The organism is Labrenzia sp. THAF187b (assembly GCF_009363375.1).
GTDB classification, from domain to species: Bacteria; Pseudomonadota; Alphaproteobacteria; order Rhizobiales; family Stappiaceae; genus Roseibium; species Roseibium algicola.
In genome coordinates this window covers 2,510,694-2,526,193 of record NZ_CP045344.1, presented here as the reverse complement: position 1 = coordinate 2,526,193, position 15,500 = coordinate 2,510,694, and the positions used below count along the sequence as shown (strand labels likewise).

Annotated in this window: 16 protein-coding genes; 10 read left to right on the top strand and 6 right to left on the bottom strand. The window is 60.5% G+C overall.

The window, feature by feature from the left end; translation table 11 throughout:
- Positions 1–22: 22 nt before the first annotated feature.
- The 5 genes from FIV03_RS11580 to FIV03_RS11560 all read right to left on the bottom strand — a co-directional run bounded on the left by FIV03_RS11580 (position 23) and on the right by FIV03_RS11560 (position 3,835).
- Entirely contained in the window at positions 23–394 is a 372-nt protein-coding gene (locus tag FIV03_RS11580; RefSeq protein ID WP_152509647.1) for a phosphate acetyltransferase, read from the bottom strand.
- On the bottom strand, positions 391–780 hold the full coding sequence (locus tag FIV03_RS11575; RefSeq protein ID WP_152509646.1) for a MaoC/PaaZ C-terminal domain-containing protein: 390 nt from the start codon (positions 778–780) through the stop codon (positions 391–393). Before FIV03_RS11575 ends, FIV03_RS11580 begins: the two co-directional genes overlap by 4 nt.
- 3 nt (positions 781–783) lie before the next feature.
- Positions 784–2,325, bottom strand: coding sequence for an AMP-binding protein (locus FIV03_RS11570; protein WP_152509645.1), 1,542 nt, complete (start codon positions 2,323–2,325; stop codon positions 784–786).
- 99 nt (positions 2,326–2,424) lie between these two features.
- On the bottom strand, positions 2,425–3,198 hold the full coding sequence (locus FIV03_RS11565; protein WP_152509644.1) for an enoyl-CoA hydratase/isomerase family protein: 774 nt from the start codon (positions 3,196–3,198) through the stop codon (positions 2,425–2,427).
- Between the two features lie 10 nt (positions 3,199–3,208).
- Positions 3,209–3,835 carry a TetR/AcrR family transcriptional regulator gene (locus FIV03_RS11560; protein ID WP_055656335.1) on the bottom strand — a complete coding sequence of 209 codons (627 nt, stop codon included), beginning with the start codon at positions 3,833–3,835 and terminating at the stop codon, positions 3,209–3,211.
- A gap of 460 nt (positions 3,836–4,295) precedes the next feature.
- Here FIV03_RS11560 and hemA point away from each other — a divergent pair, with 460 nt between their 5' ends.
- The 10 genes from hemA to FIV03_RS11515 all read left to right on the top strand — a co-directional run bounded on the left by hemA (position 4,296) and on the right by FIV03_RS11515 (position 14,672).
- On the top strand, positions 4,296–5,513 hold the full coding sequence (hemA, locus tag FIV03_RS11555) for a 5-aminolevulinate synthase (protein WP_152509643.1): 1,218 nt from the start codon (positions 4,296–4,298) through the stop codon (positions 5,511–5,513).
- Positions 5,514–6,126: 613 nt separating this feature from the next.
- Positions 6,127–6,861 (top strand): DUF1194 domain-containing protein, encoded by a 735-nt coding sequence (locus FIV03_RS11550; protein WP_152509642.1) that lies wholly within the window; start codon positions 6,127–6,129, stop codon positions 6,859–6,861.
- A gap of 149 nt (positions 6,862–7,010) precedes the next feature.
- Positions 7,011–8,258 carry a cation:proton antiporter gene (locus FIV03_RS11545; RefSeq protein WP_152509641.1) on the top strand — a complete coding sequence of 416 codons (1,248 nt, stop codon included), beginning with the start codon at positions 7,011–7,013 and terminating at the stop codon, positions 8,256–8,258.
- Between the two features lie 53 nt (positions 8,259–8,311).
- Complete coding sequence (locus tag FIV03_RS11540) at positions 8,312–9,922, top strand: glutamate synthase-related protein (RefSeq protein WP_152509640.1); 1,611 nt, start codon at positions 8,312–8,314, stop codon at positions 9,920–9,922.
- A gap of 30 nt (positions 9,923–9,952) precedes the next feature.
- Positions 9,953–11,929: a thiamine pyrophosphate-binding protein gene (locus FIV03_RS11535; RefSeq protein WP_152509639.1), complete on the top strand. Its 1,977-nt coding sequence runs from the start codon at positions 9,953–9,955 to the stop codon at positions 11,927–11,929.
- 293 nt (positions 11,930–12,222) lie between these two features.
- A complete protein-coding gene (locus tag FIV03_RS11530) occupies positions 12,223–12,444 on the top strand; it encodes a hypothetical protein (protein WP_062487206.1) in 222 nt (73 codons plus the stop codon).
- Complete coding sequence (locus FIV03_RS31570; protein ID WP_173013827.1) at positions 12,441–12,608, top strand: hypothetical protein; 168 nt, start codon at positions 12,441–12,443, stop codon at positions 12,606–12,608. Before FIV03_RS11530 ends, FIV03_RS31570 begins: the two co-directional genes overlap by 4 nt.
- A complete protein-coding gene (locus FIV03_RS11525; protein WP_152509638.1) occupies positions 12,605–13,672 on the top strand; it encodes a Rieske 2Fe-2S domain-containing protein in 1,068 nt (355 codons plus the stop codon). The genes FIV03_RS31570 and FIV03_RS11525 overlap by 4 nt, the downstream gene beginning before the upstream one ends.
- Entirely contained in the window at positions 13,669–14,430 is a 762-nt protein-coding gene (locus FIV03_RS11520; RefSeq protein ID WP_152509637.1) for a hypothetical protein, read from the top strand. The genes FIV03_RS11525 and FIV03_RS11520 overlap by 4 nt, the downstream gene beginning before the upstream one ends.
- Positions 14,427–14,672 (top strand): hypothetical protein, encoded by a 246-nt coding sequence (locus FIV03_RS11515; protein ID WP_152509636.1) that lies wholly within the window; start codon positions 14,427–14,429, stop codon positions 14,670–14,672. The genes FIV03_RS11520 and FIV03_RS11515 overlap by 4 nt, the downstream gene beginning before the upstream one ends.
- Before the next feature lie 45 nt (positions 14,673–14,717).
- On the opposite strand, the gene FIV03_RS11510 is transcribed toward FIV03_RS11515, so the two are convergent.
- A complete protein-coding gene (locus FIV03_RS11510) occupies positions 14,718–15,500 on the bottom strand; it encodes an alpha/beta fold hydrolase (RefSeq protein WP_152511902.1) in 783 nt (260 codons plus the stop codon).

The following is a 15,500-nucleotide window of genomic DNA, read 5'->3' as shown; positions in this document are numbered from 1 at the left end:
GTTGAAAACCTGACACAACGGCTCAGTCCTTGCCGACATCCTCGACATAGACCAGCGCCCGGCCCTGACAGATGCGGGTGCCGTCCTCGGCTTCACAGACCGTTTCCAGATCGACCAGGTGTTTTTCCGGTCGCAGGCGCGTGATGGTCACTGAGGCCGTCAGCGTCTCCCCGACCGAGGCGGGCGCCAGAAACTCCAGGCTCTGCTTCAGGTAGTTGGTTCCACTCCCCGGCAGCTTGACGCCCAGCAGATAGGAAAAGAGCCCGCCGATCAGTGGTCCCGGAACAGACACCGGTACTTCCGTACCGTTTCCGGCAAGCTGCGCGAAACCACGCATGTCGTCTTCTGTGTAGCTGCGTTTGACTTCCGCGCGCGCTCCGACTTCCAGGCTCATGTCCGCCCCCCCAGTTTGCAGGAACCGGACAAGGTCACGGCCCCGTCCGCCGCACGGGCAACCTCGATCAGGATCAGGTCCCCATCATCCTCGCTCGGCGTGAACGAAAACGTCAGTTCCTCATCCGCATAGGCCGGATTGGGAAACATCAAAGTCTGCACCACATGGCTTCGCCCCGGATGGAGGGCCTCCAGATGTGCAAAGACCCGCGTATAAAGCAGCATTCCGTGGGAAACCGTCCGTCCGAACCGTGTGCGAGCCGAAAATTCGGGATCGACGTGGATCGGGTTGTCGTCACCGGACAGATCGGCAAAGGCATCGAAATCCTCCTGACGGGGGATCCAGCTAAACGTTGCGCTGTGCTGCGCGTCAGCGGTCAGGCTCATCGGTTATGCTTTCTCCAGGGAATTGTCGGCAAGGAAGTCGTCTTTCAGAATGTTCTTGCGCACCTTGCCCGCCGCGGTGCGCGGCAGGTCGTCAACGACGGTAAAGCTCTTCGGCACCTTGTAGGGCGCAAGCTGCTTGCGGCACCAGTCGACCAACGTCGTCGTGTCGAGGTCTTCGCCAGGACGCACAATCAGGAAGGCTGCACCGACCTCGCCCCACTTAGCATCAGGCACGCCAATCACCACGGCCTCCAGAACGGCCGGATGACCAACCAGAACCTTCTCGACTTCGGCCGGATAGACGTTCTCACCACCCGAGATGTACATGTCCTTGATCCGGTCGACGATGTAGTAGTAGCCGTCCTCGTCGCGGCGCCCGATATCACCGGATTTCAGCCAGCCGTCGACAGTGAAGGTGGCAACCGTCGCTTCCTTGTTGTCCATGTAGCCCGGCGTGATGTTCGGCCCGCGAAACTGGACTTCCCCCTCCCCCGGCCCTTCGACGATACCGCCATCGCCGTCGACCAGGCGAACATCCGTCATGATCTGCGGTTTTCCGACTGAACCGATCTTGGCGGGCGCATGGCCCTTGTCCATCAGGAACACGGTTGGCCCGGTCTCGGTCATGCCCATGCCGTTGCAGATGGTGACACCCCGCTCCTGAAACTCCGACAACAGGTGTTTCGGCACCGGCGCACCACCGCACCCCAGGGACCGGACCCTTGAAAAGTTCGTCTTGCCGATCCTGGGTGACAGGGCCAGCGCCTGATAGATCGCCGGAACACCGAAGAAACAGGTGACGTTTCCGGCGGAAACGAGATCAAGCACCGTCTCCGGATCGAACTTGCGCAAGACTGTCGACATGCCGCCGTTCAGGAAGATCGGCAGCGTCGGCAGGTTGATCCCCGCCGTATGGAAGAGCGGCAGGAAATTGACGCCCTTTTCGCCGATCGAAAGACCCGTGGCCTGGCAGTAGTTGATCATGTTGGCATAGGCCATGCCCGCCGTCTGGATGACCGCCTTGGGCAGGCCCGTCGTTCCGGAGGTGTAAAGCAGATACCAGGGGGCTGAAGCCTTGACCTTGCCGCAGCCGATCGCTGCAGGACTTGCCCCCGTCAGAAGACGATCAAGAGCGCTGCCACCCCGGCCCTCGGCGCCCAGCGGCAGAAGCGACAGGCCGGTTGCGGCGGCAAGTTCTTCGGCAATCTCGACAAACGCAAGATCATGAAACAGCAGCTTCGCACCGGAGGTCGCCAATATGGGCTGCAGCTCGGCAACCGGCTGTCGCCAGTTGAGAGGCACAAGCAGGACGCCGGTTTTCTGAGCCGCAAACAGCAGCACGAAGAAATCCGGGTGGTTATGGCAGAGCACCGCCATGCGGTCGCCCTTGGCAAGACCGCGACCGAGCAGAAGGTTGCCCAATCGGGTGGCGCGTTCGTTGATCTCGCAGAAACTGAAAGATCTGCCGCTTTCATGATCGACAAAGGCTGTCGCCCCGGGCGTGAGCTCAGCCCGTTTTGCGGCCATGTCGGTTAAATATTCCATGCGTCCTCCCAACACCTGGCGGGGCCTGGAGCCAGCGCCCTGCAAGTCGAGATGATCCGGCTTGCAGTCGCCATCCTGGTCCTTCGGACGGGCTTCTCCTCAGGCCCGCTTCCTGGTGAATTCCTTCATGCCGTCGAGTGTGCTTTGACGGCTCACCAGGTCCAGGAACCTGGCTTTTTCCTGGTCGAGACGGTCTCGTACCATCGCGCATCTGCGCGCATCCCAAACACTCTGCCGTGTCGTGCGGTGGGTCTGCGCGAAGCCTTTGCCGAGATCCACGCCCCAGCCGTCAACTGTTGCGACAAGCTCAGCCCCCGGCACCTGACAGACGGCAAGTCCCAGTTCCACGGCCTCCGAAGCACTGATGCGCGTGTTGCGATACTGGATCGCAAGTGCCTTCGAAGTGCCGATGCGGTCCGGCAGCAAGGCTGTCCAGCCACCATCCGGCCCAAAGCCCACCTGATTGTAGTAGGGCTGGACAAAGGCCGTCCCGGACATGGCGACCATGTCTGCCGCCAGCATCAAGCCAGCAGAACCACCCGTCACCGGGCCATTGACCGCGGCCAGCACCGGCGCCGGAAAGGACAGCAGGTCGAGGATCGTTTCGTGCAGGTTGCCGACAAGCTCGTCCGAGTAGGCTCTGAGTGTAGCTTGCGATCCGGCATGGTCCAAAAAACCGCCAATATCGCCACCGGTCGAAAAGCTGGATCCGCGGCCCGACAGAACCAGCGCCACCGGTTCGGCCGTCGCTGCTTCGGCAATGGCGCTCCGCAGTTGCGAAACCAGGGCCGGAACCAGGGCATTGTGCCGGTCCGGCCGGTTCAACCATATCCAGATCGCGCCGCCGCGTGTTTCTGTCTCTACGAGGCCCATGACATGCGCCTCAGGGTTTGATGCCGTTGGCAATCAGGTCGTAGGCACTGGCAACGAGTTCGGAAATGGGTTTTTCCGACTTGAACACGACCAGCTGCTCTCCAAGAGCCCGGGCGATGCCCATGAGGGCCCAGGCACGGGTTTCCGTGTCTCCCTTGGAGATCTGGCCGGCGGCCTCGGCGGCAACCAGTCCCGACCGGTAACCGGCGGCGAATGTCTTGTAATATTCCTCATAGGCGGCAGGATCGACGAACAGTGCTTCCTGTACGATCCGGTAGAGGTCCGGATGGGCCTGGACGAATTCCAGGAAGGCCCGCAGGCCGGCCTCTTCCGCTTCCAGCCGGTTGCCGATGCCCTGCGTTGCCTCGGCGATCGTGTGTCGGACCAGCCGCCCCATTTCCAGGACAAGCTCCGAGAACACCTGCTCCTTGGTGGTGAAGTAGATATAGAAAGTGCCTTGGGCGACGCCTGCCTCACTGGTAATGTGGCCGATGGAGGCGTCGTTGTAGCCCTTCTCGCCGATCACCCTTTCGGCAGCGGTCAGGATCGCCTTTCGGGTGGCTTCACCGCGCGCCGTTTTGGGCTGGTTGCCTGCAGCCTTTTGCGGCGCGTCTGCTTCTGCGGCTGGTTTGCGCACCTGCTGTTTCCTCCCAATTCATGAAACATGAATCAGTATTCATGTTTGAGGGTTGAAAGCAAGAAACTTCTTCAAACCGGGCCGAAGAATGCGGCAATTTGGCCCCGTGCATATTCCGATGCCGTTCCCATGTTTGCCGTAACAGCGAAAACTTTCCGGCAATCACCTTGGGATATTCTTCGGTTTCACCGGGAATTGCGCTCTTTTTCCGACAAGGGAACAAGGCCGGTTTTCCTTGGCAAACCACGGCAACGGACACTATGGCGATTGGACGCAGCCGGGGTTTTTGACCTTGATCAAGGCCAAAACTTTGATAAGCAGTTTTGAATGGCTATAAGTTAGCTGCTAGTCTGGAATCGGACGGAAAGGTTCCAGGCAGCAAATTGGCCGCGCGGGACGCGAGTTGCGCGGGCAGGAGAGAGGCGCTGGCAAAGGTGCCCGCGATGAGAGGATCCTGAGAATGGACGTGAACGCGTATCTGGAAGAACGCCTGGGCAAACTGCATGACAACGGCAATTACCGTGTGTTTGCAGATCTGGAACGTCAGGCAGGTGCTTTTCCGCGCGCAACCCGTTACCGCGAAGATGGTTCCGTTCAGGACGTGACCGTCTGGTGCTCCAACGACTATCTCGGCATGGGCCAGAACGAAAAGGTCGTGTCCGCCATGCAGGACGTGATCTCCAAATGCGGCGCAGGCGCAGGCGGGACGCGCAACATTTCCGGCACCAACCACTACCATGTCATTCTGGAGAACGAGCTGGCCGACCTTCACGGCAAGGAAGCTGCTCTGATCTTCACGTCCGGTTATGTTTCCAACTGGGCAGCGCTGGGTACGCTCGCCTCCCAGGTTCCGGGCATGATCGTCTATTCGGACTCGCTCAATCACGCGTCCATGATTGAAGGCATCCGTCACGCCCGCTGCGAAAAGCGCATCTTCAAGCACAACGACTATGAAGACCTGGAACGCCAGATGGCGGCGGACGATCCGGACGCGCCGAAACTGGTCGCATTCGAAAGCGTCTATTCCATGGATGGCGACATCGCGCCAATCAAGGAAATCTGCGACGTTGCCGACAAGTTCGGTGCACTGACCTACCTCGATGAAGTGCATGCCGTCGGCATGTATGGCCCGCGCGGTGGCGGCGTTGCCGAACGCGAAGGCCTGATGGATCGTCTGACCATCATCGAAGGCACGCTCGGCAAGGCTTTCGGCGTGATGGGCGGTTACATCACCGGTTCGAAAACGGTGGTCGACTTTATCCGCTCCTTCGCCTCCGGCTTCATCTTCACCACCGCCCTGCCGCCGGCACTGGCAGCGGGCGCAGCCGTCTCCATCCGTCACCTGAAGGACAGCCTGTTCGAGCGCAAGGCGCACAAGGACCGGGTCGCCCAGGTGCGCGCCGCTCTCGACAAGCGCGGCATCCCGCACATGGAAAACCCGAGCCACATCGTTCCGGTGATGGTGGGTGATGCCAAGAAGTGCAAATGGATCTCCGACATCCTTCTGGATACCTACGGCATCTACGTTCAGCCGATCAACTATCCGACGGTTCCGGTCGGCACGGAGCGCCTGCGCTTCACCCCGACACCGCTGCACACGGCCGAAGACATCGAACACCTCGCCAACGCGATCAACGACTTGTGGTCGCAATGCGCACTGGCCCGCGCTGTCGCGTAAGGTCAGAACTAAAACAGATCAGACAAAACCCGCTTTCCGATGGAAGGCGGGTTTTTTGTTTCTTCATTTCCAACCGTCGTCATCCCATGGCTCGACCATGGGATCCAAGCCGTTGCACCTCCACACAAAGTGGATGAACGAGGAAACGCGTTGGCATGGATTGCAGGGGCAAGCGCATCAGAGCAAAGCGCGTTTCAAGTTATTTCTGGTCAAACGGGACACGCCCTGGTGGTCGTTTCAGGCTTTGAAGACCTGGAGTTCTCGTTCAAGACATTCAGAAACTAAGCTTGAAACACATCCGAACCTCCATGATTTGTCGTCCCGGTTTGTTGCGTCAGCAGCAAGACCGGGATCCAGTACGCCGTGTCGTATGAGACGAAAAATGCAAACTCTGTGGGTTACTGGATCCCTGCCTGCGCAGGGATGACAAGTTGCCGGTGCTTGAGTGCAAATATCCTGTGGCGAGGGCTTCCCCGAATACGAGTGGGGCATGCCGTATAGTGACACGTGATAACAACGACAAACTTCGCGACACGACCATCATCCACCCTGCCCTTTTCCCGACCCTGCCCTAGCTACTCTCCAATGTCTTTGCCATGGGGAGACGGTTGCTATGCGGATATTCCTTGCTGTTGTTGTCTGGTGCCTTTTTCTGATCCCCCCAGCCGTTTCCGAAGAACTCGACCTGGAACTGGTGCTCCTGGCCGATGCGACCGGCTCCATCGACGACGAGGAAATTCGGTTTCAACGCAAGGGCTATGCCGACGCGATCACGGATCCGTCAGTGCTCAATGCCATCGCCAGCAACATCTACGGCAAGATCGTCGTCACCTATGTCGAATGGGCGGACATGCACTCGCAGGATGTTGTCGTGGACTGGACAGTCATCGACGGACCGGAGAGCGCCCAGCATTTTGCAACGGAACTGATGGCAGCCCCGCGCCGCGCCTACGGCCGCAACGCCATCGGCGCAGCGCTTCTGAAAGGCAAGGAGCTGATCGACGACAATGCCTTTGCAGGCTTGCGCAGGGTGATCGACCTTTCTGCCGACAGCGCCAACAACTGGAACGGCCCGACCATACCCGAAGCCCGGAATATCGTGGTTTCCTCCGGCATTGTCATCAACGGCCTGGCGGTTCTGTGTCGGCATTGTTCCGGCCGGCCAATTGCCTACGATCTGGAAAAGCGGTTCTACGAGAGCATCATCGGCGGTCCGGCCGCCTTTGTGGTGACTGCCGACAGTCCAGCGACATTTGCCGAAGCTGTACGCAAGAAACTGATCCTTGAAATCGCCGCCAAACCCGCAGATGCGCAGCGCATCCTGAAGCAATTGGCGGCCTTGCAGTAACCCTCGCACGGGCCTTTGACCTGCCCCTTCCAAACGCATTTGCGCCTTTGGCAAATCACGGCTGTCGCACAACCGCGTCATCGCATTATGATTTGAGACGGCAGCTCGCGCCGTCCTAACGTCACAGCGTTCGAGGGGGATACCGTTTCATGACAACCGGCCTGTTGCTTCTGGCGCTGTTTACGGTCTGCTACACGCTGCTGGCCAGGAAATTGTCGAACGGCATCCTGACAGCACCGATCCTCTTCATCGGCTTCGGTTACCTGATGGCCCAGACCGGGCTGATGCCCGGAACCGATGCTGAACGCCTTCTGCATATCGTTGCCGAATTGGCTCTCATCGTCCTTCTGTTTCTGGACGCTGCCCAGATCAATCTTCAGGCCCTGCGCCAGCGTCACCAATGGCCCTTGCGCATGCTCGCCCTTGGCCTGCCACTGGCCATCATTATCGGAACCATGGCGGCAATACCGTTCTTGAGCGGCGAACCGCTCATCGTCGCCGCCCTTGCCGCAGCGCTGCTCGCACCGACCGATGCTGCTCTCGGCCAGGCTGTCGTCACCAACAAGGCGGTGCCGGAGCGGGTGCGCCGGGCGCTGACGCTGGAAAGCGGCCTCAATGACGGACTGGCCCTGCCGGCCATCTTGCTGTTCGCGAGCCTTGCCGGGGAAATGATGCAGCCGGGCGCGACAGACTGGCTGATGTTCGGCGCCAAGCAACTGATCCTTGGTCCCCTGGCGGGCGCGGCCATCGGTGCTGCGGGCGGGGTGCTGTTTCTGGCTGCCAAACGCCGGCGCATGACCACCGATACCATCGAAGGCATCGGCGCCATTGCCATGGCTTGCGGCGCTTATCTGGCCGCCGGCGAAATCGGCGGCAACGGCTTCATATCAGCGTTCGTCGCAGGGCTCTTCTTCGGCAACGTCATCAAGGGGCAATGCGCCTTCATTTACGAATTCACCGAAAGCGAAGGCCAGATGCTTTCCTGGGGCGCCTTTTTCCTGATCGGTCTTGCCCTGTTGCCCGATGCCATCGCTCACCTTGATGCCGCCAGCCTTGCACTCATTCTGGTGAGCCTGTTCGTGGTGCGCCCACTGGCGGTCTGGCTGTCGCTTGCCGGCACGGATGCCGCCCCGCTGACCAAGCTCTTTTTCGGCTGGTTCGGCCCACGCGGACTGGCAACAGCCCTTTTTGCGCTGCTCGTCGTTGACCAGATCGATCACGCAATCGGCGAACAGCTCCTGAACCTGGCCGTTAACGCGGTCTGGATCAGCGCGGTCCTGCATGGTGTCACAGCCGTGCCTTTTGCCAAATGGTACGGTGCTCACATGTCCGGCAAGGACGGGGCAGCGGAACTCAAGGCCATGCCGCCCATGCGGCCGGAAGTGCCTGCCGACTGAATTTCGACCAACCCAATAGCAAGGGCGCATATCGCCAGTAGCCGGGGGAAGACATGACAAAACAGGTTGTTGCCAAACTCAGCGAATTGCCGGACAGAAAACCGACGTATGCCCTCGTCGCCGATGTTGACCTTGTGGTTGTTCGCTTCGACGACGACATCTCCGTCTTCTACGGCCGCTGCCTGCATCGCGGCGCGCTCATGTCCGATGGCTATGTCAGCGGCAACAACCTCATCTGCGGCGTTCATTACTGGGATTACCGGCTCGACAGCGGCGTCTCCGAATACAACAACTCCGAGGCCTTGCCGAAATTCAAGAGCTGGGTGGAGGGCGACGATATCCTGGTCGATGAAGACGAGGTCGCCGCCTGGGCTCGGGAGCATCCGCAGCCGTTCAACCGCAACAGCTACCTCGGCCTTTATGCCGACACGAGCCACGGCACCGAGGAAGAACCTTACAACGGCCTGATCCAGCAATACGCCCGCGACGGACTTAAAAAGACAGGTCATCATGGCCGCGTCGACGCCATGGGCGTGCCGCGCAACCAGTTGCCCGACTGGGACGATATCCAGATCCTGACGGCCCAACTGCAGAAATTCCCGCTTCTGGAGGACGAACCGGTCGGCACCGACGTTGTTGTCGGGCCGAACGCGCAGAAACCGCTGAAACTGAAGATCCCGTTGCTGGTCTCCGACATGAGCTTTGGCGCCCTGTCGGAGCCGGCAAAGATTGCCCTTGCCAGAGGCGCAGACCTCGCCGGAACCGGCATCTGCTCCGGCGAAGGCGGCATGTTGCCGGAAGAACAACAGGCCAATTCAAGGTATTTCTATGAACTTGCTTCGGCCCGGTTCGGTTTTGCCTGGGACAAGCTCGACAAGGTTCAGGCGTTTCACTTCAAGGGCGGTCAGGGGGCCAAGACCGGCACGGGTGGTCATCTGCCGGGGGCCAAGGTCAAGGGCAAGATTGCCGAGGTCCGCGGCCTGAAGGAAGGCGAAGACGCGATCTCGCCACCCCGCTTTCCGGACTGGACCGACCGGTCCCAGATAAAGGATTTCGCCGACGAGGTCCGCACCCGCACCGGCGGCATCCCGATTGGCTACAAGCTGTCGGCCCAGCACGTCGAAAAGGACATCGATGCGGCCCTGGAAGTGGGTGTCGACTACATTATCCTTGATGGCCGTGGCGGCGGCACCGGGGCAGCACCGATCATCTTCCGCGACAACATCTCCGTTCCGACCATTCCCGCGCTTGCCCGTGCTCGGAGGCACCTCGACACGTCGGAACGGCCGGACATCACGTTGATCATCACAGGCGGCCTGCGCAAACCGGCAGATTTCATCAAGGCCCTGGCGCTTGGTGCCGACGCGGTGGCTCTTTCCAATTCGGCCATGCAGGCCATCGGCTGTATCGCCATGCGAGCCTGCCACACCAACAATTGCCCGGTCGGGATCGCCACCCAGAAACCGCATCTGGTCAATCGGCTGGAAATCGAGAAATCCGCCCGCCAGCTGACCAACTTCTTCGAAGCATCGGTTGAACTGATGCAGGTGATGGCAAGGGCCTGCGGCCATTCGCACCTGAGCCAGTTCACCCTGGAAGACCTGACGACCTGGAAACGGGAAATGGCCGAGCTATCCGGCGTTGCCTATGGCGGCATCGCGTGACCGATCGCGACGTTTAAGGGAGGAAGACCAATGGACGCTCAGGATCTCGACTGGATCAAGGTTGGGCACGTCAACGACCTGCCCGAAGGCCGGGTGAAAACGGTTACGGCGCGTACAACCTCGATCTGCCTGTCGCATTTCGAAGGCCAGTGGGCGGCAATGGACAATCATTGCCCGCATCAGCGCGGCCCACTCGGGGAAGGCTCCATCGAGAAGGGCTCGGACGGAAAATGCTGGATCCGTTGCCCCTGGCACGGCTGGGATTTCGATCCGCTGACGGGCACTCCTCCCGGTGGTCACGAGGACAGTGGCCAGAAGCTCTATCCCCTCAGGATCGACGGCGACGAGATCTTCATCGGCCTGGAACCGGAGCCGCCCCATGAACACACCGTGACCGACGTCATGGCCGAAACCATGGTCAACTGGGGCGTCAAGCGCGTCTTCGGCATGGTTGGCCACTCCAACCTCGGTCTTTCCGATGCGATACGCCGTCAGGTCGACAAGGGCACCTTGGGCTATATCGGCATTCGCCACGAGGGCGCGGCCGCCTTCGCCGCATCCGCCTATGGCAAGCTGACAGGCAAACCGGCAGCCTGCCTCACCATTGCCGGCCCCGGTGCAACCAACCTTCTGACGGGCCTCTGGGACGCGAAGGTCGACCGGTCACCGGTTCTGGCCCTCACCGGCCAGGTGCAGACCCAGGTGTTCGGCCCGGGGGCCTTTCAGGACATTGATCTCAAATCTGCGTTCGAAGCCGTCTCGAAATTTTCCCAGCCGGTGCTCAGCACCTCCAACCATGCCGAGCTGATGTCGCTCGCCTTGAAAACCGCGCTGGTGGAACGGGATGTCGCCAATCTCATTTTCCCCGACGACGTCCAGACCAACCCGAGCAGCAGGGAGGCAGGCAATCCCGAAGGCCGCCTCGGCGGAACCGGCATCACGCCCTCCGGCGAGGATCTCGCTAAGGCCGTTGAGATGATCAACGCAGCGAAACGCCCGGTCATTGTGCTTGGCTACGGCGCCAAGGATGTTCGCGACAAGGTCGTCGCGCTTGCCGAAAAGCTCGGCGCACCGGTCCTGACCACCTTCAAGGGCAAGGGCCTGATCCCGGACACCCACCCGCTGGCGGCTGGTGTTCTTGGCCGCTCCGGGACGCCCATTGCGAGCTGGTTCATGAACGAGGCGGATCTGATCGTCTCGCTCGGATCATCCTTTGCCAACCACACCGGCATTGCCCCCTACAAGACAATCATCCAGGTGGATTTCGAGCGCATGCAGCTCGGCAAGTTCCATCCGGTGACCTTGCCCGTCTGGGGCGAGATCGGCAGCTTCTGCGAAGCCATTGTCGATCAGGTTCTGAAACCGGCAGATGCCCCCGACCAGGCGGGAGAACTGGTGGAACGCTGGACAATCTGGCGCGCGGAAAAGGACCTTCGTCTTTCCGAGGACGGCGGCAGGGGCATTCACTCGGCGGCCGTTTTCAAGGCGTTGAGCGATCTGTGCCCACCGGACGCGATCATCCCGGTCGACGTCGGCAACAACACCTATTCCTTCGGTCGGTATTTTGAGCCTTGCGGACAGCGCATCCTGATGTCCGGCTATCTCGGCTCCATCGGTTTCAGCCTGCCCGCGGCTCTGGGCGCCTGGAGCGCGACCCAGGACTTCGAGGAATTCCGGGGCCGCAAGGTGATCTCGATTTCGGGTGACGGAGGCTTTGGTCAATACGCCATGGAGTTCACCACGGCCGTCAAATACGGAATGGATATAACCCATATCCTTTTGAACAATTCCGAGCTCGGCAAGATCTCCAAGGAGCAGCGCTCGGGCGAATGGCCGGTTTGGGAAACGAACCTCACCAACCCGTCCTTCGCCGCTTTCGCGCGCCTGTGCGGTGGTCACGGCCACCGGGTGACCGACCCCGCCGAGCTGAAAGACGCCATCGCCGATGCGATCGCCCATAAAGGTCCGTCACTGGTGGAGATCATCACGGATGCGGATCTGGTTTGATGGAAACCGTGACAAGGTCTCAATCGCTCCGTTTACGCGGCAAGGCCACTCGAGCATCACCTCCTCCTCCGTCATCCCATGGCTCGACCATGGGATCCACGCCATTGCGGTTCGACATGACCGACCTCGCTCAAGGTACGGAAACGGCATGGATTGCAGGGTCGACCCCTGCAATGACGGGGTGAGAAGAGAAGAGAGGCCAACTCGGACCGGAAGAAATGAAGAACCCGTTGGCAATGTTTCTCATTGAGCTAAGCTGACACCAATCACATCCAGACCTGGCGGGGGTCCACTTGCAAACAGCAGCCATTCTGATCGACATCGGAAAATACTATCTCATGGCCGGCGGGCTGGTCGCGGCACTCTTTCTTGTCATCGGCATCGACCGCGTGGAACCATCCGCACGCGGGTCTCACGTCTTCCGGCCCTTGCTCATTCCCGGCATCTGCCTGATCTGGCCGCTGGTGCTCTATCGCTGGTACGTGCTTGAAAAGCATGGGGAGGCTGGCCGGTGAAACGTGCACATCGCAAGGCTCATGCCCGTATCTGGTCTGTCCTCGGCCTTTTGCTGCCGCTGGCTTTCTTTGCCATCCTGGCCATGCGCCAGTCGCCCCCCACGGACAGACCGGCTGTGCTGATTGAAGCCCCTGCGGTAAGCTCCGGGGAGGCAAGCCAATGAGCGTGCAATACACACCGGTGATCTGGAACCGCAACAAGATGGTCTATGATGCCATCCTGCTGATTGCCGTTGCGCTGTATCTCTACGTCTTCATTCGCGTCGGGCCGTTCTACGAGGATGTCACCCGGCCGATCGACGGTGCGATCCTGAGGATGCGCGCCTTCGGCAGTTGTGCCTTCCTGATGCTGACGATGATCCTGTGCATCGGGCCGCTGGCACGGCTCGACCGGCGCTTTCTGCCATTGCTTTATAACCGCCGCCATTTCGGTGTGATGACCGCGGGTATTGCCGCTGTCCACGCCAACTATGTGCTTGGCTGGTATTTCAACTTCTCACCGACAGACAGCTACGTCGCGTTATTGTCGTCCAACACAAGCTACGGGCAGGTGATCGGCTTTCCCTTCGAGGCTTTCGGTATCGCCGCTCTCCTGATCCTGTTTGTACTGGCTGCCACCAGCCATGATTTCTGGCTCAGCTTTCTGGGTGCGCCGATCTGGAAGGCGCTGCACATGTTCATCTATGCCGCTTACGCCTTCGTAGTGTTGCATGTCGCGCTCGGCGCGCTGCAAGGCCCGTCCGATCCCATCTTCACCAGCATGGTTGCGGCAAGCGTTGTCATGGTCTGCGGTCTTCACTTTGCAAGCGGGCGCCTGGAAGCCAATCGGGAAAAAGGCGATGCCACGGCAAAGGCTTCTCTGGAAGAAGCCGGCTGGGTCGTTGCCGGAGAGGTTGACGAAATCGACGACAAATGCGCCAAGGTCGTGACGCTGAGCGAAGAGGAGCGGGTCGCCATCTTCAAGTATGACGGCAAGCTGTCGGCTGTCACCAATGTCTGCGCCCACCAGAACGGTCCGCTTGGCGAGGGCAAGGTGCTGTGGGGTTGCATCACCTGCCCCTGGCACGGGTATCAGTACAATCTGGCCGACGGCCGCGCACCCGCGCCCTTCACCGAGAAGATCGCCACCTACAAGTTGAAGCTGGTCGGCTCCACCGTTCTTCTCGATCCCAACGCTCTGCCACCCGGCACCTATGTCGAGCCGGTGGTGATCGGAGGTGCGCCATGAGCTGGAAACAAACCAAGGCGGCGCCGTTTTTCGTCGGCTATCTCAACAAGGTGCCGAAGCCGCTGGTGGCCTTTCTCGGGGTCTTCTCCCTGTGTTTTGTGGCGGGACTGGGCCTTGCAGCCTTCGCCCTGTCCACCACCCAGAACGATCCGGGCAGCGGCACGTTTCAGTGGGGCAACAGGTTCGAGCAAACAGGCCTGCTCGAACTCCGGCCCTATCCGGTGTTCCGCATTCCGGCTGATGGCGACTCCCCTGCCCGCACCTACATGCTGGCAGGCCAGGGCAAACGCGGTGTCTTTGACCAGGCCGAAGCCAATCACGAGATGCCGGTGACCTTGCGTGGAGTGCCGGTGAACCGGGGCGATCTGACAATGATCCAGGTGGGACAGGTAGCTCCTGCAACGGACGATGCGCCCGGCTTCACCCCATCCGAACCCGTCTCGCTCGGCCGCTGGAAGCTGACCGGCGAGATCTGCGACGGCAAGTGCTATGCGGGCGCCATGCGCCCGGGCCGGGGCCTTGCGCACAAGGCCTGCGCGGACCTCTGCCTGACCGGCGGCATTCCGCCGGTCTTCGTCTCGTCCGGACCGGTCGAGGGACACAACTTCTTTCTCATGGCCGGCAAGGACGGCCAGCTTCTCGGCGAGGCCATCGATCCGCTGCTGGCGCTTTACATCGAGGTCGAAGGCGAGGTCGAACAGCTGGACGACCTGATGGTGTTCAAGGCAGACCTTCTGACCGCCAGGGTGCTGAAATGAGCGACCAGCCGCAAAAGCCCTTCTGGCAAACCATCCTGATCTCGCTGGTGATGACAGCACTCCTCGCCGGGATCGCCTGGGCTGTGTGGACCTACGCCAACAGCAGCGTCCAGGATTTTGCGCCCGGCACGTTGCTGCGCGACTTCCGCTTCTTCGTCGGCCTGCTCGCCGTGTTCCTGGTTTTGAGCATCCTGGACCGGATCGTTGAATTCGTGAAGGCGAAATTGGGCGGCGGACACTAAGGAAACGGTCAGGTTGGCCGCCCCAAAAAGCAAAGTTTGTGCGCCTCAGCCCTTCACCAGGTTCCGCAGCAGGCTGTTGAACTTGTCCGGCTCTTCCATGTGCGGCGCGTGGCCTGATGCTTCAAAGCCATGGAAATGGAAATCCGGAACATTGTCCGCGTGCCAGCGATGGACACCCGGGCCGTAAAGCTGGCTGCGCAGACCCGCCACCAGATGAAACGGCACGGGAAAGGCTTGCAAAAGCGGGCGGAAATCCTGTGCGGTGAGTGACGACCACATCGGCTTCAAGAGCACAGGATCGGCTGCAGCTATCTCTTTGCGGGCAAGCTCCGCAACGCACTCCGGCACGGGCAGGCCTTCGGCGAACAGTCGTCTCGCGATCCGGGCCGGCAGTTTGGCCCAATCCGCCACAATGGCATTCAGGAAATGGTCGTTGAGTTCGGCATTGAGGCCGTTCAGCGTTCCGTTCTGCCAATCAGGGTCGTTCAGAACCTTCGGCGTCATGTCAATGGCAACGAACTGCGAGATCCTGTCGGCGCCGTGCCGCTCGATCATTGCATAGGAAACCAACGCACCCATCGACCAACCGCAGAGGATTACTTCGGTTAGATTGCGCTCGGCCAAAGCTTCATGAACCGCATCGGCGGCTGCCTCGATGGTCAGTGGCAACCGGCCCGCTGTTTTGCCGTGGCCGGGCAGATCCGGAACAATGCAACGGGCGTCAGTTTTCAGAGCCTCGATCTGGCCTTCGAAGAACCGGCCCGGACAGGACCAGCCGTGGATCAGCACCAGCGGTCTGCCCGTTCCCTCGTCGCGGATATGCAGCAT